The organism is Geodermatophilus sp. SYSU D00697, assembly GCF_054050175.1.
The window spans coordinates 12,205-31,872 of record NZ_JBJGYV010000027.1 but is presented as its reverse complement, the minus strand read 5'-3'; the positions used below and the strand labels follow the sequence as shown (position 1 = coordinate 31,872).

The window sequence follows — 19,668 nt, the reverse complement described above, 5'->3', positions numbered from 1 at the left end:
TGGCTCAGGCGGAGGGGGCCGGCTGGGTGGCGCCCAGGGCCTCCGGCGAGGAGGTGGGGCGGGCGTCGCGGGCGGCCCGGGCCGCGGGGGTGAGCGGGAGGACGACGGCGGCGATGGCGCCGAGCAGGCCCACGCCCGCGAAGACGTAGAAGTTCCACTCGGCGCCGAGCGTGGAGCCCAGGACGGCGCCGCCGATCAACGGGCCGACGATGCCGCCGACCCGGCCCACACCGAGCGCCCAGCCCAGGCCCGTGGCCCGCCCGGCGGCCGGGTAGAGGGACGCGGCGAAGACGTTGACCAGGATCTGTGTGCCGAGCGTGCCCGCACCGGCCAGGGCGATCAGCAGGAACACCACCCCGGACGGCGGCCGCACCACGAGCAGGGCCACCGCGAGCGCGCCGAGAGCGAACAGCGTGACGACGACGGGCTTGGGGCCGATCCTGTCCGCGGTCCGGGCGGCGATGTACGCGCCCACGGCCGCGCCCAGGTTGAGGACCAGCACGAAGGCGAGGGCGAACCCGAGGCTGTAGTCCAGCGTCGTCATGATCGTCGGCAGCCAGGTCACCATGCCGAAGACCAGCAGCAGGCTGCAGAACTGCACCGCCCACAGCAGCACCGTCGAGATCCCGTAGCCCCGGGAGAAGAGCACCGAGAGCGGGTTGGTCCGCCCGACGGGCTCCCCGTCGACGACCTCGGGGGCACGCTGCGGCTCGTCCAGCCCGTGCCGGCGGGCCACCGCGCGGGCCTCGTCGACCCGGCCGCGGCTGACCAGCCACGCCACGCTCTCGGGCAGCACGCGGAAGTGGACGGGCAGGACGAGCAGCGGCGCGGCCCCGATCCAGAACAGCGGGCGCCAGCCGGCGTCCTCCAGCAGGAGCAGTCCCAGGCCCGCGGCCACGACGCCGCCGATGAGGTAGCCGAAGAAGGAGGACGCGTAGACCAGCGCGCGGCGGCCGACGGGGGCGAACTCCACGATGAGCGCGGTGGCCAGCGGGAACATCGCACCGAGACCCAGGCCGCCGACCACGCGGAAGGCGCCGAACGACTCTGCGCTGGGGGCCAGCGCGCACGCGGCCATGCTGACCGAGAACAGGGTCAGGCTGGCGAAGATGACCGCTCGGCGGCCGACACGGTCAGCGATCGTGCCGGCGACCAGCGCGCCGATCGCCATCCCGACGAGGGTCAGCGAGGCGATGCGCGCGGCTCCGGCCGGCGTCAGCCCCCACCCGGGCTCGGCGAGCAGCGCGGGGACGACGTTGCCGTAGACGATCAGGTCGTAGCCGTCGAAGAGGATCAGCGCTCCGCAGAGCACGGCCACCAGGGTGCTGGTGGCGCTCCGGTGCGGCCGCAGGGCAGTGGTCATGGTCTCCACCTGTTGGTGAGCAGGGATGATCGACATGGGTGTGCTCGGGCTGTGGTGCGAGGGGTGGTGCGGAGGAGGGAGGTCGCTCAGGCAGGCACGCGGGTTCCGGTGAGGTCCCGGCGGAGGTCGTCGACGAGCCCGCGGACCTCCGACTCGTCGGAGGCCACCCCGTAGACGTAGCGGTCCGGACGGACGAGGACGGCAACGGCCCCGAGGCCGGCCAGCCACCTGCCGTACGCGCCGGTCGCGTCGACGACCTCGCCGGCCCCGGGGGTGCTGGCCAGCGCCACGACCCGCCAGCCGAGGTCGGCGAGGAACGCCGCGTCCGCGGGTGTCAGCCGGCCCCGGAGGTCCGGGTCGGCGAGCAGCAGGACGCCGTCGGCGCCGACGACGTCGTCGAAGCGGCCGGTCCGTTCGCCGTCGGTGACCTCGGCCTGGAAGGACAGCAGCCCGCCGCCGGCGTCGTCGCGGTGCAGGCCGGGGCCCAGGCGCGGCAGCGGCCGAGGCGGTTGCTCGACGCCGGCGGCCAGGTCGGCCTGCATCGCGCGGTCGCGGTCTGCGGCGGCCGCCGGGTCGGGCAGGCAGATGACCTCGCCGAGCCCCATCGAGGCCTCGATGAAGTGCCGGACGTGCTCGGCACGCTCGGGCCCGTAGGTGTCGAGGACGCGGTCGTCGGCGCGGCCGTCGAGGACCAGGTCGAGCTTCCAGGCCAGGTTGACCGCGTCGCGCAGGCCCGAGCACATGCCCTGCCCGGCGAAGGGCGGCATGAGGTGCGCGGAGTCGCCGGCGAGCAGCAGCCGGCCCCTGCGCCAGGTGTCGCACCAGCGGGCCTGGAAGGTGTAGACGGTGTGCCGCTCGAGCGTCGCCTTCGCCGGGGTGACACCCCACGGCTCCAGCAGCCGCCACGCGGTCTCCTCGGCGTTGAGCTCCTCCACGGTCTCCGAGGGCAGCCGCATGAACTCGAACCGGCGCCGCCCCGGCCCGCCGGGCACGAGCGTGGTGGGCCGGGCCGGGTCGCACAGCTGCCAGGCCGGCGGCGAGAAGTCGAACTCCTCCAGCGGCGCGTGCACCAGCAGGTCGATGACCAGCCAGTCGTGGAAGTAGCCCAGGTCGGTGACGGTCGAGCCGATCCACGACCGGACGAGGCTGTTGGCGCCGTCGGCGCCCACGACGTACCGGGCGGTCACGGTGCGCCGCTCGTCGCTGGCCGACTGCAGCTCCAAGGTGACGCCGTCGGCGTCCTCGGCGTGGGTCACGGCCTTCCAGCCGCGCAGCACCGTGACCGTCCGGAGCGCCTGGACCTGCGCGTCGAGGATCGCCTCCAGGCCCGGCTGGTGGAAGAAGTTGCTGATGTGCCAGCCGGACGGCCCCAGTCCGCGCCAGTCCAGCCGCAGCAGCGGTTGCCGGTCAGCGGCCCGCCACTCGTAGAGGTCGTCGTAGGGGGCCACCACGTCGGGCACCGAGTCCGGCGGCACCCCCACCGACTGGAAGATGCGGCCGATCTCGTCGTCGAAGTGCACCGCCCGCGGCAGCGGATAGGCGTGCGGCTGACGCTCCACCACGACCACCCGCTTGCCACGTCGGCCGAGCAGGAGGGCCAGCAGCCGCCCGACCGGGCCATAGCCCACGACGGCGACGTCTGCCGTGAGCGGCCGGCTCCCGCTGTCGTGCGTGCTGTGCAGGTCCACTCGAGGCCCTCCGTCGTCCCGGGACGCATGTCCGTGTGACGGCAGACACTCCGCGAGCAGCCGACGTGGCCACAACCAGGAGGGCCATCCAATGGACCGGGGGTCGGCATCCCGTGCGCCGACCGGCAGCATCGAGACGTGACGCAGACCCCACTGGCGCAGGACGCGGACGGTGGCCCGACCCTGACCGGGCCGCCTCCGCGGCGTCGCGGTCGGCGTCCGCCGCAGGGAGAGCCGGTGATCGACCGGGCGCTGTCCCTACTGGCGGCCTTCGACGCCGACCACCCTGCGCTGAGTGTGGGGGAGCTCAGCCGGCGCACCGGGATCCCCAAGAGCTCCACGATCCGCCTCGCGCGGCACCTCCTGAGCTGGGGAGCGCTCGAGAAACGCGCGGACGGGCGTCTCGTCGTCGGCCTGCGGCTGTGGCAGACCGGCGCACTGGCCCCGCGCGGCCACGGTCTGCAGCAGGTGGCCATGCCCTACATGGGCGACCTGGCCCAGGTGACCCGCCAGCACGTGCTGCTGGCCGTGCGGGACGGCGATGAGGCGTTGCTGGTCGAGCGGCTCTCCGCCCGCCAGGCGGCCTTCGTCCTGTACACCGTCGGGGGTCGACTCCCGCTGCACTCGACCGGTGTCGGGCTGGCCCTGCTGGCCTTCGCCGGGCCGGACCTGCAGGAGGAGTACCTGTCCCGTCCGCTGGCCCACGAGCCGGAGAGGGAGCCGGTCTCCCCCGCGGCCCTGCGGCGGACCCTGGCCGACGTCCGCCGCGACGGGCTGGCCACCGTGCACCGGTCGGCCTACTCGCTCGTCTCGGTCGCCGCCCCGATCTTCGGCTCGGACGACCAGGTCGCCGCCGCCCTGTCGGTCGTCGTGCCCGAACGGGGAGCCGAACCCCGCCTGCTCGGACCGGCCGTGCGGACCGCGGCCCGCTCCATCTCCCGCGGGCTCGGTGCCCGGCGCTCCATCGGGCTCCTGCCGACCTGACACCCCTCGTGCTGAGACGCCCGGTCCAGGCCCCCGGACGGCATCTCGGCTGGCGTCGACCGTTCGTGCGGCGAGCGAGTTCGGCCCGCCGGCGATCGAGAGCCCGGTGCCAGACAGCGGTTCGAGGAGTGGTGGCCGTGTGCGACCCGCGCGAGCCGGGCGGCGCACCGGACCGTGCGGACGGCGTCCGGATCGTCAGTGCCCGCCCGCAGCTCCGCCGGGGTCACGACCGCCTCCCGGCGTGCTGCTCGGCCGGGGTGTCGACGGGCGAGCCGCTCGACGTCTTCCGGGACCACAGCGGCTGCAGCGTGGCGAGCTCGTCCTCGGCGGCGGTCCGGAACGGCGGGGCCGCCGGCACCTCGACGGCGCGCCGGCCCTGGCCGCGCGTGGCCCGCAGGCTCGCGGCGATCGACACACCGATGACCACGCTGATGACGGCGAGGCTGACCGCGGTCGGCACGTAGAACAGGTCGACCTTCAGCAGCATCTTGACGCCCACCCAGATGAGCACCAGCGCCAGGCCGGTCTTGAGGTAGACGAAGCGGTGGATCAGGTCGGCGAGCAGGAAGTACATCGCCCGCAGGCCCAGGATGGCGAAGGCGTTGGCGGTGAAGACGAGGAACGGCTCGTCGGTGACGGCGAAGATCGCGGGGATGGAGTCGACGGCGAAGACGATGTCGGTGACCTCCACGAGGACCAGCACCGCCAGCAAGGGGGTCGCCAGCAGGACGCCGTCGCGGCGGATGACGAACCGTTGCCCGTGGTACGCGTCGGTCATCGGCACGTACCGGCGGAACAGCCGGAACGCTCGCGACCTCTCCGGGTCCAGGTGCTCGTTGCGCTGGCGGATCATCCGGTAGCCGGTCCACAGGAGGAACGCGGCGAAGAGGTACAGCACCCAGCCGAAGCTGGCGATCAGCACCGACCCGCCGGCGATGAACAGGCCGCGGAAGACCAGGGCGCCCAGGACGCCGAAGAAGAGCACGCGGTGCTGGTACTCCCGGGGCACCGCGAAGAAGGTGAAGATGATCGCCCAGACGAAGACGTTGTCCACGGCCAGGGACTTCTCGATCAGATAGCCGGCGAAGTACTGCTGCCCGAACTCCGCGCCGTGTGCCCACCACACCCACGCGCCGAAGGCCACCCCGAGCGCCACCCAGACGGCCGACCACGCCGCGGCCTCCCGGATCGCGATGACGTGCGCCCGGCGGTGCGCGAACAGGTCCACGGCCAGCATGCCGATGATGACTCCCAGCACGGCCAGCCACAGCCACAACGAGACGTCCACCAGTCATCCCTCCGGTCGATGTGCACCAACCGGAGGTCTCTCCCGGCGCCCGTCCGGACGCCCGCCCCGCCGAGCGCCGCACGGCGCCGTACTGACGACGGGGCATCGGGGGATACTCCCCTCCGCAGTAACCAGTGAAGCATGCTTCACTTGTTTTCCGCCACCGGTCCCGAAGGGGAGTGCCGTGACCGAAGGCGTCGACGCACCGCAGCGTCCGACCTGGACCTTCCTGACCAACCACGGCCACGTGCTGCTGGCCGTCGCGGCCGACCGGGACGCCCGCGTCGCGGACATCGCCGCCCGCGTGGGCGTCACCCAGCGGGCCGCCCTGTCGATCCTGCGTGACCTGGAGGACGGCGGGTACCTGACGCGCAGCAGGCGCGGCCGGCGCACCCACTACGAGCTGCGTCCGCACCAGCACTTCCGCCACCCCAGCACGGCCGCGCACGAGGTGGACGAACTGCTCGCCATCTTCGCCCGGGACGGCGGGTAGGGCTCGGGCCCGGCGGCTCAGGTGGACGCGGCGGACCTGCGCGACGCCAGCGCGGTGACCGCCACGGCCGCCAGGCCCCCCGCCGCGAGCGCTGCGAGCCCAGGCTCACCGGCACCCGACGTCGACACGACGACGCCCAGCAACGCCCAGCCGGCCGCCAGGGTGAACCCCCACTGACCGCCGAACAGGCGTGCCCCGGCGCAGGCAGTCAGCGCGGCACCGGCCACGAGCAGGGCCCAGACCGCTGTGGCGTCACCGGGCAACAGCGTGGCCGCGTTCAACCACACCGCCGCTGCGCTCCAGCCGGTGTAGACGCCCAGGGTCCCGCCGAGCAGGACCCGCGTCAGGCGGTCGGCGGGTGTGTGCAGCACGGTCCACAGGCTCCACGTCAGCACGCCGAGCATCCCGAGGAACACCGGGAGCGTGAGTGCCGGCGTCGTGGCCGCGGCGAGCAGCCAGACGACGAAGCCGACCTGGGCCACCGACACCGGCACCTGGACGCCCGTCCACGGCGCCCGGGTGGCCCGATGCAGCGGCAGCCCCCACAGCGCCGCGGCGACCGACCCGAGCACCACCACCCCCCAGACGGCGAAGAACCCGCCGGGCGGCACGACGACCGGATCCGCCCCGCTCCCCTGGTCGAAGCCGGCGACCAGTGGGCTCACCGCCTGCAGGACTGCCGTACCCAGGAGCAACCAGCGCGCCCGGCGCCCGCGACCGGCCTGCACGGTGTCGTCCACAGCCGCACCCCTCCCGGCTCCCCGGCACCCTCTCGTTCCCTCGTTCGCACAGGAGCGGGTGCACAGATGCACGTCGGGTCTGCCCACTGGACCACCGCGCCCAACCGGGCACCGCGGTCTCGAGCACCTCGAGTCCCGGTCGCGCGGGTCATCAGGGCCACAGCGGCGGTCAGGGGATCGAACAGGTGGCACGAGCGGGTCGACGGCCTCGAACCCGCCGGCCGACGGTGCCGTCGCGGGCTCCGACCGTGCCGCCGCAGCGCACCGGAGCGGTGCCGACGCGGTCCCTCGTCGAAGGAGGAGCCACCTGACGCTCGGGAGGTGAGTCCCTCGATTCACGCGCCGTCGACCGCAGCGGGTCGCACGGGGCGCAGCAAGGGGCTGTCAGTCGGGGATCCTCGCGGAACGACAGTGGCCCCCACGGTCACCGTGAGGGCCACTGTCATGTGGTGGCGGGGGGACCGGCCGAACCACCGCTCTGGCTGTTGGCCGACGACTGTCCTCGCAGGTCACGTCGCCGTGCATGGGCATCTGCGCGCCCCGGTGTGGTCCGCTTCCGCGTTCCCCTGGCGGTCCGGCCGGGATCCGGTGATCTCGGCACCCGACCGGGACAGCCGACGGCTGACGATCACCGCGGCCTTCCCCGCGGCACGGGCTCGCCACTGTCCCCCTGCCCTCCCGGCGCTGGCCTGCAGGTCGAGGGGCGGTCCTGCCCCTGCCGAGCTCCCGCCACGCTGACGCGGCCGCGGTACCTGGGCGAGAGCCGGCTACGACGGATGCGGTACGGCGACCGCGCCGCCGGGTCGACGGAGCCGCAGGTGCTTCGGCCTAGGCTGGACGGCGAGCGCGTGCGGCCCCGCCGGCCGGGGCCGGCCGGGGCCGGCGCACGGCAGAGGGCTGGATGTGACAGGTCGACCGTCTCCCCCCACGACACCCGAGGGCCGCGCCGGCCGCGGCATCGGCTCGGGGTGGGCGACCGTCGCCATCGACGCCGGCGTGGCCGCAGCCGCCTGCCTGGCGTCGCTCGCGGCGCTGTTCTCCGCCGACGAGGCGGGCAGCCGGCCACCGGACGCGGCCGCCGTCGGCCTGCTCGTGGCCGCCGCGGCCGCCCTGCTGCTCCGCCGCCCCCGGCCGAGGACCGCCCTGTTCGGCACGGTCGGGCTGACGCTGGTCTACCTGGCCCTCGACTACCCCGGCGGGCCGGAACTGCCGGTGCTGATGGTCGCCTTCTACAGCATCGCGGCGGCCGGCCAGCGGTGGGAGACCGTGCTGGTCGTCGTCCTGTTCGGCGGCGGCGGTGCAGTGCACCGGGCGGTCGTGGAGCGCGAGTCGTTCCTCGAGATCACCGTGACCGTCGCCCTGCTGGTTCTCGCCTTCCTGCTCGGCGACAGCGTCTCCACCCGGCGGCGGCTGCGCGCGGAGGTCCAGGAGCGGCTGCGGGCGGCGGCGGTCGAGAAGGAGCTCGAGGCGCAGACCCGGGTCAGCGGGGAGAGGACGCGGATCGCCCAGGAGCTGCACGACGTCCTGGCGCACACCATCACCACGATGACCGTGCACGCGGGCGCCGCCGCCGACCTGATGGACCACCAGCCGGAGCAGGCACGCCGCTCGCTGGCGACGCTGCGCGCCTCCGGCCGGGACGCGATGGCCGAGCTGCGCGCGACGATCGCCGTGCTGCGCTCGGGCGACGAGGAGCCGACCCGGCAGTCCGCGCCGGGGCTGGCCCAGCTGGACGACCTGGTGCAGGGGGTCCGGCAGGCGGGCCTGCCGGTCGATCTGGAGCTGCGCGGTGCCCGCCGCGAGCTGCCTGCGGCCGTGGAGCTGACCGTGTACCGGATCGTGCAGGAGGCCTTGACCAACGTGATCCGCCACGCCGGGGCGTCCCACGCGGCCGTCTGCGTCTCCGTGGCACGGGCGGCGGTCGAGGTGACCGTGGAGGACGACGGCACCGGCCGCGGGGAGACCTCGGACCCCGGCGCCGGCTTGCTGGGACTCACCGAACGGGTCCGGGCGCTGGGCGGCGACCTGTCCGCCGAGAACCGCCCCGGCGGCTTCCGGGTGGCCGCGACGCTGCCGGTCCCCGAGGCGACGTCGTGACCGGCGCGGGAACCGGCAGGTCGGTGGTGCGGGTGCTGCTCGCCGACGACCAGGCACTCGTGCGCGCCGGGTTCCGCCTCGTGCTCGAACGGGATGGGCACATCGAGGTGGTCGCCGAGGCCGCCGACGGCGCGGAAGCGGTCGCGCTGGTCCGGCAGCACGAGCCCGACGTCGTGCTCATGGACATCCGCATGCCGGTCATGGATGGCATCGAGGCCACCCGCCGCATCCTCACCACCGAGGGATCGCCAGCCCCGCGCATCGTCGTCCTCACCACGTACGAGCAGGACGACTACATCACCGACGCGCTGCGGGCCGGTGCCAGCGGGTTCCTGCTCAAGGACGTCGAACCCGACGACCTCCGCCGGGCGGTGCACGTCGTCGCCGCCGGGGAGGCACTGCTCTCCCCCAGCGTCACCCGCCGCTTGCTCAAGACGTTCCGGTCGCGGCCCGACCAGCGGCCCAAGCAGCCCGAACGGCTCGACGCGCTCACCCCACGCGAGCGCGAGGTGGTCACCCTGGTGGGTCGCGGGCTGAGCACCGCCGAGATCGGCCGGGCACTGTTCATGAGCCCGGCCACCGCCAAGACCCACGTCAACCGGGCGATGACCAAGCTGCACGCCCGGGACCGCGCGCAGCTGGTCGTCATCGCTCACGAGACCGGGCTGGTCGGGCCGCACTGACCCCGTCCACCGATCGCGGCAGCCCGACCCGGTCGCTCCTACTCCCGATGCGGTAGCCAGGGCGCGCCGTCGCGCGGATGGCCGGAGGGCCCCGCGTTCCTAGCGTCGATCTCGTCGCGCGACCCACCCACACCCCAGGGAGCGGCCGCCGGCAGACCCCACACCCCGATCGCACGGGACCCGCCATGACCCGAGTTCGCACCGCACACGTCATCGGCGGCGGCATCGCCGGCCAGGTCGCCGCCGTCGCCCTGCACCGCGCCGGCATCGAACCGACCGTGTACGAGGCCCACGACACCGACGCCGACGGCGTCGGCGCCTTCCTCGGCCTCGGCCTCAACGGCGTCGACGCCCTGCGCGCGGTCGACATGGACGCCGCCGTCCTCGCCCGCGGCTTCGCCACCCCCCGCATGGTCATGCTCAACGGCCACGGCAAGGTACTGGCCGACGTGCCCAACGGCGGCACGCTGCCCGACGGCACGCACGCGATCACCATCCGCCGGCCGGACCTGTACGCCGCGCTGCGCGACGAGGCCGAGCGGCGCGGCATCGGGACCCGGTACGGCAAGCGGCTGACCGGCGTCCGGCACACCGGCGCCGGCGTCCGTGCGGAGTTCGCCGACGGCAGCACCGCAGAGGCCGACGTGCTCGTCGGCGCGGACGGGATCCGCTCCACGGTTCGTCGGCTGCTGGACCCCGAGGCCCCCGGCGCCAGCTACGTCGGCTTCCTCAACACCGGCGGCTACGCCGGCGGCGTCGACGTCCCCGGCCCGGCGGGGGTGAACCACTTCTGCTTCGGCCGGCGCGCGTTCTTCGGCTGGACCAAGGCTCCCGACGGGGAGGTCTGGTGGTTCGCCAACCCGCCGGCGGTACGCGAGCCCGCCCCGGAGGAGCTCGCGGCGGTCCCCGCCGGCCTGTGGCGGGCCCGGCTGCTGGACCTGTTCGCCGACGACCGCATCCCGGCCGCCGACCTGATCCGGGCGACCGACGACGTGTTCGCCGGCTGGATCACCTACGACCTGCCCTCGGTGCCCACCTGGCACGACGGCCGCACGGTCATCATCGGCGACGCCGCGCACGCCGTGTCGCCCTCGGCCGGGCAGGGCGCCGCGATGGCGATCGAGGACGCCGTCGTCCTCGCCCGGTGCCTGCGCGACCTCCCCAACGCCCCGGCCGCCCTGACCCGGTACGAGCAGCTGCGCCGCAACCGGGTCGAGGAGGTCAGGGCGCAGGGCCGCCGCAACGGCAGCGGCAAGACCGTCGGCCCGGTCGGCCGCGCCGTCCGCGACCTCGTGCTGCCGATCGTGATGCGACGGCTGTTCCGCGACGGCCGCGACCCACTGCGCTGGATGTGGGACCACCACATCGACTGGGACACCCCCGTGACCGCCCCCGCCCCGACCGCGGTGACCCGATGACCACCGCCGCCACCCGCCTCCGCCCGCGGCGCGGTGCCCGACGGTGGGCCGTCCGCGCCCTGCTCGTCCTGCTCGCCCTCGCCCTGGCCGCGGTCGGCGCACTCGCGGTGACCTGGGCGCGCGCCGCCACCGACACCACCGGCCAGGTCGTCTTCGACCGGCCGTTGGCGATCCCGCCGCTCGCCCTCTCCCGCGTCGAGGACGGCACCCGGGTCTTCGAGCTGCGCGCCACCACCGGCACCACCGACTTCGGCGTCGGCGCCGGCGCCACCCGCACCTGGGGGTTCGACGGCGCCCACCTCGGCCCGACCCTGCGCGCCGGGCGCGGCGAGCAGGTCCGCGTCGACGTCACCAACGACCTGCCCGAGGTCACCACCGTGCACTGGCACGGCCACGAACTCCCCGCGGCCATGGACGGCGGCCCGCACCAGGAGATCGCGCCCGGCGCCAGCTGGCACCCCTCCTGGCGGATCGACCAGCCCGCCGCCACCACCTGGTACCACCCGCACCCGCACGGCGCGACCGCCGACCAGGTGGGGCGCGGCATGGCCGGCATGTTCATCCTGGACGACGACACCAGCCGGGCCCTGGACCTGCCCGACGAGTACGGCGTCGACGACGTCCCGGTCATCGTCCAGGACCAGGTCTTCGACGGCGATGGCCAGTTCCGCCGGGCCGAGCACCCGTTCAGCCCCGTCGGTCACCTCGGCGACACCATCCTGGCCAACGGCACCATCGGCGGCTACCACGAAGTGACCACCGAGCGGGTCCGGCTGCGGCTGCTCAACGCCTCCCCGTCGCGGATCTACGACTTCGGCCTCGACGACGGCCGGGAGTTCGCCCTCGTCGGGACCGACGGCGGGCTGCTGCCCGCACCGCACCACACCGACGCCGTGCGGCTCTCCCCGGGCGAGCGGGCGGAGATCGTCGTCACCCTGCTGCCCGCCGAGCACGTCGTGCTCCGCAGCACCCCGCTCGACCTCGGGACCGACCCCTGGACCGCCCGGTTCGCCGGCGGCGACGACCGGTTCGACATCCTGCAGCTGCGGGCCGCCAACCGGCTGGCGCCGTCACCGGAGTTGCCGGACCGGCTGGCCGAGGCACCCGGGCTCGACCCGGCCGACGCGGTGGCCACGCGGGAGTTCCGGTTCTCCGGCACCAGCATCAACGGCCGGCGGATGGACATGGACCGCATCGACGAGGCCGTCCTCGCCGACACCACCGAGCTGTGGGAGATCGAGACCTCCGACGGAGCGCCGCACAACTTCCACGTGCACGGCGCCCGGTTCACCGTCCTCGGCGTCGACGGGGAACTGCCCGGCCCGGAGCTGTCCGGCTGGAAGGACACCGTCCACCTGGCCCCGTCGACCACCACCCGAGTGCTGGTGCACTTCGCCGACCACGCCGACCCCGATCTGCCCTTCATGATCCACTGCCACCTGCTCCGCCACGAGGACCGCGGCATGATGCTGCAGTTCGTCCTCCTCGAGGCCGGGCAGGAACCCGGACACCCCCCGGCGGCCCACCACCACGGCAGCGGGGACGTGTGAGGCCATGGACAGGGCCGGGCGGCGGAAGGGCCCTGGCGCTCTCCCTGTTCGCGCGGCTCGCGCCGGCGGTGGAGACGGCGGGCGCCCGGTGCAGGCCGCCCGCCTTGCCGTGCAAGTGCCGGTGCGGCTGATCCGGTGCGCCAGTAGGCGATGCGGATGCCGGGCGTGGGCAGGCAGCACCGCGAAACGGGTGGTCAGCGGGGGCCGGGTAGCGTCGGCCTGCGCAGGCAGGGGTGCTCCAGCCATCGGGAGATCCGGAGATCTGTCGGGTGACCGGCCCGCAATGCAGCGAAGACCGGCGCGATTGCGCCGGTCTTCGCTGTCAGGGACCGGTTTTCCGACCCTGGTGAGTAGCGGGGGCAGGATTCGAACCTGCGACCTCTGGGTTATGAGCCCAGCGAGCTACCGAGCTGCTCCACCCCGCGTCGGTGAGACCACTGTACCCCGCCGCCGGCCGGGTGTGCACCCGGCCCCGGGGTGGGCCCCACCACAGGGCGGGACGGGCCTGGACCCGTCCCGCCCCGCGGGTCACCCGCCGCCGCCAGCCGCGGCCTGAGCGGCCTCGTAGGCGTCCACGGCGGCCTGCAGGTCCTCGAGCGCCTGACCCTGGGCGGCGAAGTCGCCGGAGCGCTGCGCGTTCTCCAGGGCCTGCAGCGCGGAGTTGATCCCGTTGACGGCCGACTGGAGCTCCGGCGTGTCCGCCGTCCCGCCGTCCGCCGGAGGTGCCGGCGTGGTCGTCGGCGAGGGGCTGGGTGACGGCGAGGGGCTCGGCGTCGTGGGCTCCTCCGCCGTCTCGTCGCTGTCGGCTGCCGCCTCCCCCGCCCCGGCGCCGAAGACCTGGTCCAGGGCCTCGGCGAGGGTGTTGGCGTAGCCCACCCGGCCGCCGTAGTTGACCAGCACCTTGCGCAGCAGCGGGAAGGAGTTGTCCCCGGTGCCCTCGACGTAGAGCGGCTGCACGTAGAGCAGGCCGTCCCCGCCGATGGGCAGGGTCAGCAGGTTGCCGAAGACCGCCCGCGACTCCTGGCTGTTGAACAGCGTCACGTCCGGCCGGACCTGGTCGTTGGTGTTGAACGACTGCTGCACCTGCTGCGGGCCGCGGAAGGGCGTGTTGCCCGGCAGCCGCAGCACCTGGATCTCCCCGTAGGTCGCCGGGTCGCTGGACGCGGAGATGAACGAGGAGAGGTTCTCCCGGCGGAAGGCGTTGAGCGCGCTGGTGAGCTGGAAGCTCGCCCGCTCGTCACCGGGCCGCTGGGCCAGGATGTAGTACGGCGGCTGCGCCTCCTGGGTGTCCTGCGTCGGGTCGGCGGGCACCTGCCAGCGGTCGTTCTGGTTGTAGAAGTCGACCGGGTCGCTGACGTGGTACCGGGTCAGGACGTCCCGCTGCAGCTTGAACAGGTCCTCCGGGTAGCGCACGTGGCCGACCAGCTCGTCCGACATCTGCTCGCGCGGCTGGACGACGCCGGGGAAGGCCTTCATGTAGGTCTTCAGGACCGGGTCGTCGACGTCCCACTGGTAGAGGGTGACGGTGCCGTCGTAGGCGTCCACCGTCGCCTTCACCGAGTTGCGGATGTAGTTGAACTGCTCGTTGGGCAGGGCCGTCGTCCCGGTGCCGGTGAGCGCGTCCGACGCGGCCTCGCCCAGCTCCATCGACTCGGAGTACGGGTAGGAGTCCGAGGTGGTGTAGCCGTCGAGGATCCACTGGATCCGCCCGCCGATCACCGCCGGGTACGGGTCGCCGTCGACCTCGAGGAACGGCGCGGCCTTCTCGACGCGGTCCCGCGGGTCACGGACGTAGAGCACCTTCGAGGCGTCGTTGACCGCGCTGGAGAGCAGGAAGTTGCGCTCCCGGTAGTAGATCGCGAAGGTCAGCTGGCGGAAGAAGCTGCCGATCGCGACGCCACCCTCGCCGTCGTAGGTGTTGTTGATCTGGCCCTCGTCCGACCCGTCCTCGGGCTGGTCGAACTCCCGCGGGGTGGCCCCCTCCGGCGCACCGACGACCGAGTAGTTGTCGCTGCCGATCAGCTCGCCGTAGTAGATCCGCGACTGCTCGACGTCGATGTTCCCCGTCGTGGGCAGGTCGCGGGTGGTGAAGTTGGGCTCGCCGCCCTCCTGGCCGGCCACGACCTGGTTGGCCGGCGCGGCCACGAACCCGTTGCCGTGCGTGTAGACGGTGTGCCGGTTGATCCAGGTGTCCTGGTTCTCCGACAGCGCGTCGCTGTTGAGCTCACGGACGGCGACGACGTAGTCGCGGGTCTCGCCGTCGATCGTGTACCGGTCGATGTCGAGCTTCTCGGGGAAGCCGTACACGTTGCGGATCTGCTGGCGCGCCGTGAACGTGTCGGACAGGACGTTGGGGTCCAGCAGGCGGGCGTTCGGGATGGTCTCGGTGTCGTTGCGCAGCTCGGCCTGCGCCGCCGCGGTGTCGACCGACTCCCCGGTGCTGGTCTGGGCGTAGTCGACGTACTCGACGTCGGCGAGGTCGTAGGCGTCGCGCGTGGAGGCGATCGCCCGCTGGATGTAGTCGGCCTCACGCTGGTCGGCGCTGGGGCGGACGACGAACTGCTGCACGATCGCCGGGTAGGCCACGCCGATCACCAGGCTGGACAGCAGCAGCAGCACCAGCGCCGCGGCCGGCAGCCGGAAGTTGCGGACGGCGACGTTGGCGAAGAACGCGACGGCGCACACCGCCGCGGCGAACACCAGGATCGTCTTCGCCGGGAGGAGGGCGTTGACGTCGGTGTAGCTGGCGCCGTTGAACAGCTCACCGCGGTCGGAGTAGACCAGCCCGTACCGGTCGAGCCAGTAGGCCACCGCCTTGAGCGCCACGAACAGCCCGAGCAGCACCGACAGCTGCACCATCGCCGCCGACGTGAGCTTCTGCCCCGGCGTCTGCAGGCGGAGTCCGCCGAACACGTAGTGGGTGAGCAGCGAGCCGATCAGCGCCAGCAGCACGATGGCGAAGCCGAAGCCGAGCAGCAGGCGGTAGAAGGGGTAGTCGAAGACGAAGAACGACAGGTCCAGCCCGAACTGCGGGTCGGTCCGGCCGAAGTCCGTGGCGTTGCGGAACCTCAGCCAGGTCTCCCAGTTGCCCTGGGCGGTGAACCCGGCGAACAGACCCAGCACGACAGCGACCGCGGTCAGCACCAGGGTCCGGCGCGGCTCCAGCGACTGCCGGTAGCGCTCGAGGTTCTGCTGCTCGAGCGACATCGGCCGGAACGTGGGCCGGAACCGGTAGGCGAGGTAGATGGCCAGGGCCGTCAGGCCGCCGGTGGCCACGCCGGCCACGGCGAACAGCAGCGCACGGGTCTGCAGTTCGGTCCAGAAGACCTCGGTGTAGTTCGTCTCGTCGAACCACAGGTAGTCGACGTAGACGTTCGTCAGGGTCCCGATGGCCGTGAACAGCACCAGCAGCACGGCGATGGCCCCGATGACCACCTTCGCGCGCCGCGACAGCGTCGGCACGGACACGGGGGGCCGCATGGCCACGAGCGGTCTCCTTCAGTTGCAGTCGTGGCGGGCGGCCACGGACGTCCCCGGCCGCGGACGGTCGGGCCGGCCCGGAACGGACGCCCCGGCGCCGTTCCGGTCAACCCAGATCAACGCGTGGGACCGCGCCGGGTTCCCCCGGTCGCCCGCTCTCGGGAACAGCTTCCCCCACCGGGGCCCCGATGTGTCGCCGGGGCGCCCTCAGCAGGATTCCGGTGTCCGCCCGGCGCGGACGTCGGCCAGCGCGGCGAGGGCGTCGTCGAGGGTGGCCACCCGGGCGGTGACGAGCCCCTCCTGCGGTGCGGCCAGGGCGTCGGCGCAGTTGTCGGCGGGCACGAGGAACACCTCGGCGCCGATGTCCGCGGCGGCGACCATCTTCAACTGGATGCCGCCGATCGGGCCGACGTCTCCGTCGGCGTCGATGGTGCCGGTCCCGGCCACCAGGGCCCCGCCGGTCAGGTCGGTGTCCCCGACCAGGTCGAGGATCCCGAGGGTGAGCATCAGCCCGGCCGACGGGCCGCCGACGTCCTCGACCCGGATGTCGATGTCGAAGGGTGCCGACGGCTGCTCGCGGACGAGCACGCCCAGCAGCGACCCCTCGTCGTCCTCCGCGGCCCGGGTCGTGACGGTGGCCGTCTCGGCCTGCCCGAGGCGGGTGAGGCCGACGGTGACGGTGGACCCGCCGGGGATCGAGGCGAGGACGTCGTCCAGCGTCTGCATGTCCGGGGTGGCCCGGCCGTCGACGCTGTCGATGGCGTCGCCCTCCTGCAGCAGTCCGTCGGACGGCGAGTCCTCGGTCAGGCCCCGCACGACCACCTTCACCGGGTAGCCCAGCTGCGAGAGCGCCGCGGCCTCGGCGGCCTCCTCGGAGGTGAGGAAGGCCTGCCGGTTGGCCTCGCGGGTCTCCTCCTCGGAGCGGTCGGAGGGGTACACCGCCTCCTCGGGGACGACGCTCACCTCGTCGTCGAACCAGCCCTGCACCGCCTCGACCAGGCTCAGCCCGGCGCGGCTCACACCCACGGTGGTGAGCGTCAGCTCTCCCTCGACGTCGTTGCGCTCGCGGCCCTCGACGCTGATGACCGGCTCGCCGTCGATCTCGCCGAGGGTGTCGAAGGTGGGCCCGGGCACCTGCGCGACGTAGGGCACGGGCACGGCGGAACCGAGCACGCCGAAGACCACGAGCAGCACGACACCGACGCTGAGGACGGCGATCCGACGGGTCACGACCGGCGAGCTTATGTGGCCGGGCTGAACGGAGCCGGGGCCTCGGCGGTTCCGGCTTGCGCTGCGGGCGGACGGACCCTCTCGACAGAGATCACCCGTCTACCGTGGGGGTATGAGCGATCTCCCGTTCGGCTTCGGCCTCCCCGATCGCGACCCCGAGCGCCGCGACCAGCCCGGATCGGGCGGCGGCATGCCGCCCGGGTCGGGCGGGGGCAACGACCCGTTCGGGCTCGGGGCCCTCTTCGGCGGCGGCGCCGGCGGTGCGGGCACCCCCGAGGACCTCCTCGGCAAGATGCCGCTGTTCGCCGAGCTGCAGAAGCTCATGAACTGGTCGGGCGGGCCGGTCAACTGGGACCTCGCCCGTCAGGGGGCCATCAGCACGCTGGCCACCGGCTCCCAGCCGACGTCCGAGGCCGAACGGGCCGCCGTCACCGACGCACTGCGACTGGCCGACCTCTGGCTGGACCAGGTGACCGAGCTGCCCTCCGGCGTGGACCGCGCACTGGCGTGGTCCCGGGTGGAGTGGGTCGAGCAGACCCTCCCCGCGTGGAGCGAGCTCATCGACCCGCTGGCCGAGCGGGTGGTCGGCGCGATGACCAGCGCGCTCCCCGCCGAGGCCGCGGCGATGGCCGGGCCGCTGGCCGGGATCATGGGCCGGATGGGCGGGCTGATGTTCGGCGCCCAGGTCGGCCAGGCGCTGGGACGGCTCTCCGGTGAGGTGCTCACCAGCACCGAGGTCGGCATCCCCCTGGCCCCCTCGGGCGCCGGCGTCCTCCTGCCGCAGAACGTGGCCGAGTTCGCGGCGGGCCTGGACCGCCCGGCCGAGGAGGTCCGGCTGTTCCTGGCGCTGCGCGAGGCCGCCTCCCAGCGGCTGTTCGTGCACGTGCCGTGGCTGCGCCAGCAGCTGCACGACGCGGTGCACGCCTACGCCCGCGGCATCGAGGTCGACCGTGAGGCCATCGAGCGCGGCATCAACGAGGCCATGGGCTCGATGGGCGGGATCGACCCGAGCAACCCCGAGAGCATCCAGCAGCTGCTGGGCAGCGGGCTGCTCGAGCCGGAGGAGACCCCGGAGCAGCAGATGGCGCTGCGCCGGCTGGAGACCCTGCTGGCACTGGTCGAGGGCTGGGTGGACGCCGTCGTCGCGGCGGCCGCAGGCGAGCGACTGCCCGGCCACGGCGCGCTGGCCGAGACCATGCGCCGCCGCCGCGCCTCCGGCGGCCCGGCCGAGCAGACCTTCGCCACGCTGGTCGGGCTGCAGCTGCGGCCGCGGCGGCTGCGGGACGCGGCCACCGTCTGGGGCGCCATGGCGCAGCGGTACGGCAATGCCGAGCGCGACCGCCTGTGGTCCCACCCCGACCTCCTGCCGACCTCCGACGACCTCGACGAGCCCCTGGACTTCGTGGCCCGGCAAGGTGTGGACGACGAGCTGCGCGCCCTCACCGAGGACTCCGCGGAGGAGAAGCCGACGGACGAGGACGACGCCGGCGGAGACACCGAGAAGCCCTGAGTCGGGCCCGGGGACCGTACGCAGCCGGGGTGGACCGGTCGCGGAGGCCCGCAGGGTCTCCCGACCGGGACACGGGCAGCGGCGCACCCAGGCCCCCTGTAGGGTCCCGCCGCGAGCGTGCGAGCGGTGGGGGCAAGGGGTTCTTCCTCAGTCGACCAGGTCGTCCTCGCCGCCGGCGGCCGGTTCCGCGCCGTCGGCGTGCGAGAGCTCCACACCCTCCAGGAACCCGCGGGCGCGCTCGGCCTTCGGGTAGCGGGCCACGAGGGTCCAGAACCGCGCGTCGTGGCTGGGCTCGATCAGGTGCGCCAGCTCGTGCACCAGCACGTAGTCGACGACGTACTCCGGCATCGCCCGGAGCCGGCTCGACAGCCGGATGGTCCCGTCCGCCGGGGTGCACGACCCCCAGCGCCGCTGCTGGTTGTCGACCCAGCGGACGCTGGCCGGCTGCGGCACGCCGTCGAGGTGGGCGGACGACAGCGCCCGGGCGCGGGCCATCAGCTCGTCGTCCCCACCGAGGGACCGGCGGCGGCGCTCCTCGCGGGTCTGCAGCTTGGCGACCATCTGCGCCACCCACCGACGCTCCTCGGCCGGGCTGAACGCCGCCGGGATGAGCACGACCGTCCGGCCGGACTCCCGGTAGGCGGTCACCGTCCGCCGGCGCCGCGCGCTGCGGCGGACCTCCACGTCCCCGGGCAGCACCGTCGCCGACGCACTCCGGTCCGACCGGTTCGCGGGGACGGCGCGGGAGCCCCGGGCCTCCCGCGGAGAGGGGACCGGGACCGGGCGGTGCGGGGTGTCGGGAGGCGTTCCGGGCACGCAGGCACCGTAGCCACCGCCGCGCGGCCGCGCCGCACCACCGGGCCGACCGCGGGTGCATGTCGCACGGACGGTGGACACGAGGGCGCCCGTCCCGGGGACGGGTGCCCCGTCACGCCGCCGTCCACAGCCCTGTGACCGCGTTACCGCAGGTCGGAGCCGCCGTCGCCACCTCGCGCAGGGACCGGTGCACGGCCCCGTCCCCCGTTCGCGCACAGGGACACGCCGTCGCGTCCCCACGCGCTCCACAGCTTTGTCCACAGGCTGTGGGTGACGGGTTGACCGTCACCCCGAGTGGGCGCGCTCGTCACGGGTAGCGTTCCGGAGG

14 protein-coding genes and 1 tRNA gene are annotated in these 19,668 nt (G+C 73.8%); 7 read left to right on the top strand and 8 right to left on the bottom strand.

Annotated features, from left to right (window positions below):
• Positions 1 to 4: 4 nt before the first annotated feature.
• A complete protein-coding gene (locus ACI79C_RS19685) occupies positions 5 to 1,363 on the bottom strand; it encodes an MFS transporter (RefSeq protein ID WP_456947376.1) in 1,359 nt (452 codons plus the stop codon).
• 86 nt (positions 1,364 to 1,449) lie between these two features.
• A complete protein-coding gene (mhpA, locus tag ACI79C_RS19680) occupies positions 1,450 to 3,051 on the bottom strand; it encodes a bifunctional 3-(3-hydroxy-phenyl)propionate/3-hydroxycinnamic acid hydroxylase MhpA (RefSeq protein ID WP_456947375.1) in 1,602 nt (533 codons plus the stop codon).
• Positions 3,052 to 3,288: 237 nt separating this feature from the next.
• Here mhpA and ACI79C_RS19675 point away from each other — a divergent pair, with 237 nt between their 5' ends.
• Complete coding sequence (locus ACI79C_RS19675; RefSeq protein WP_456947374.1) at positions 3,289 to 4,035, top strand: IclR family transcriptional regulator; 747 nt, start codon at positions 3,289 to 3,291, stop codon at positions 4,033 to 4,035.
• A gap of 223 nt (positions 4,036 to 4,258) precedes the next feature.
• Here ACI79C_RS19675 and ACI79C_RS19670 read toward each other — a convergent pair whose 3' ends face one another.
• Positions 4,259 to 5,323, bottom strand: a complete 1,065-nt coding sequence (locus ACI79C_RS19670; RefSeq protein WP_456947373.1) for a TerC family protein — start codon at positions 5,321 to 5,323, stop codon at positions 4,259 to 4,261.
• Positions 5,324 to 5,507: 184 nt separating this feature from the next.
• Between ACI79C_RS19670 and ACI79C_RS19665 the strand changes: the two genes are divergently transcribed.
• Entirely contained in the window at positions 5,508 to 5,816 is a 309-nt protein-coding gene (locus ACI79C_RS19665) for a winged helix-turn-helix domain-containing protein (RefSeq protein ID WP_456947372.1), read from the top strand.
• 17 nt (positions 5,817 to 5,833) lie between these two features.
• On the opposite strand, the gene ACI79C_RS19660 is transcribed toward ACI79C_RS19665, so the two are convergent.
• Positions 5,834 to 6,556 carry a hypothetical protein gene (locus ACI79C_RS19660; RefSeq protein WP_456947371.1) on the bottom strand — a complete coding sequence of 241 codons (723 nt, stop codon included), beginning with the start codon at positions 6,554 to 6,556 and terminating at the stop codon, positions 5,834 to 5,836.
• Positions 6,557 to 7,459: 903 nt separating this feature from the next.
• On the opposite strand from ACI79C_RS19660, the gene ACI79C_RS19655 reads away from it, so the two are divergent.
• The 4 genes from ACI79C_RS19655 to ACI79C_RS19640 all read left to right on the top strand — a co-directional run bounded on the left by ACI79C_RS19655 (position 7,460) and on the right by ACI79C_RS19640 (position 12,304).
• A complete protein-coding gene (locus tag ACI79C_RS19655) occupies positions 7,460 to 8,653 on the top strand; it encodes a sensor histidine kinase (protein ID WP_456947370.1) in 1,194 nt (397 codons plus the stop codon).
• Positions 8,650 to 9,336, top strand: a complete 687-nt coding sequence (locus ACI79C_RS19650) for a response regulator transcription factor (protein ID WP_456947369.1) — start codon at positions 8,650 to 8,652, stop codon at positions 9,334 to 9,336. The genes ACI79C_RS19655 and ACI79C_RS19650 overlap by 4 nt, the downstream gene beginning before the upstream one ends.
• Before the next feature lie 185 nt (positions 9,337 to 9,521).
• Positions 9,522 to 10,754, top strand: a complete 1,233-nt coding sequence (locus tag ACI79C_RS19645) for an FAD-dependent oxidoreductase (RefSeq protein WP_456947368.1) — start codon at positions 9,522 to 9,524, stop codon at positions 10,752 to 10,754.
• Positions 10,751 to 12,304: a multicopper oxidase family protein gene (locus ACI79C_RS19640; RefSeq protein WP_456947367.1), complete on the top strand. Its 1,554-nt coding sequence runs from the start codon at positions 10,751 to 10,753 to the stop codon at positions 12,302 to 12,304. The genes ACI79C_RS19645 and ACI79C_RS19640 overlap by 4 nt, the downstream gene beginning before the upstream one ends.
• 351 nt (positions 12,305 to 12,655) lie before the next feature.
• Here the strand turns inward: ACI79C_RS19640 and ACI79C_RS19635 are convergent.
• The 3 genes from ACI79C_RS19635 to ACI79C_RS19625 all read right to left on the bottom strand — a co-directional run bounded on the left by ACI79C_RS19635 (position 12,656) and on the right by ACI79C_RS19625 (position 17,014).
• Positions 12,656 to 12,729 (bottom strand) — tRNA-Met (locus ACI79C_RS19635).
• Positions 12,730 to 12,832: 103 nt separating this feature from the next.
• Positions 12,833 to 15,784 (bottom strand): UPF0182 family membrane protein, encoded by a 2,952-nt coding sequence (locus ACI79C_RS19630; protein ID WP_456947417.1) that lies wholly within the window; start codon positions 15,782 to 15,784, stop codon positions 12,833 to 12,835.
• Positions 15,785 to 15,991: 207 nt separating this feature from the next.
• Positions 15,992 to 17,014, bottom strand: a complete 1,023-nt coding sequence (locus ACI79C_RS19625) for a YlbL family protein (protein ID WP_456947366.1) — start codon at positions 17,012 to 17,014, stop codon at positions 15,992 to 15,994.
• A 112-nt stretch (positions 17,015 to 17,126) separates the two neighbouring features.
• Here ACI79C_RS19625 and ACI79C_RS19620 point away from each other — a divergent pair, with 112 nt between their 5' ends.
• On the top strand, positions 17,127 to 18,524 hold the full coding sequence (locus tag ACI79C_RS19620) for a zinc-dependent metalloprotease (protein WP_456947365.1): 1,398 nt from the start codon (positions 17,127 to 17,129) through the stop codon (positions 18,522 to 18,524).
• Positions 18,525 to 18,671: 147 nt separating this feature from the next.
• Here the strand turns inward: ACI79C_RS19620 and ACI79C_RS19615 are convergent, their stop codons facing one another.
• Positions 18,672 to 19,340, bottom strand: coding sequence for a M48 metallopeptidase family protein (locus ACI79C_RS19615; protein ID WP_456947364.1), 669 nt, complete (start codon positions 19,338 to 19,340; stop codon positions 18,672 to 18,674).
• Positions 19,341 to 19,668: the final 328 nt, after the last annotated feature.

Bases quoted from the DNA above. Each gene is read 5' to 3' on its own strand.
- ACI79C_RS19685 (WP_456947376.1), bottom strand. From the start codon at position 1,363: ATGACCACTGCCCTGCGGCCGCACCGGAGCGCCACCAGCACCCTGGTG.
- ACI79C_RS19645 (WP_456947368.1), top strand. From the start codon at position 9,522: ATGACCCGAGTTCGCACCGCACACGTCATCGGCGGCGGCATCGCCGGC.
- ACI79C_RS19640 (WP_456947367.1), top strand. From the start codon at position 10,751: ATGACCACCGCCGCCACCCGCCTCCGCCCGCGGCGCGGTGCCCGACGG.
- ACI79C_RS19630 (WP_456947417.1), bottom strand. From the start codon at position 15,784: ATGCGGCCCCCCGTGTCCGTGCCGACGCTGTCGCGGCGCGCGAAGGTG.
- ACI79C_RS19620 (WP_456947365.1), top strand. From the start codon at position 17,127: ATGAGCGATCTCCCGTTCGGCTTCGGCCTCCCCGATCGCGACCCCGAG.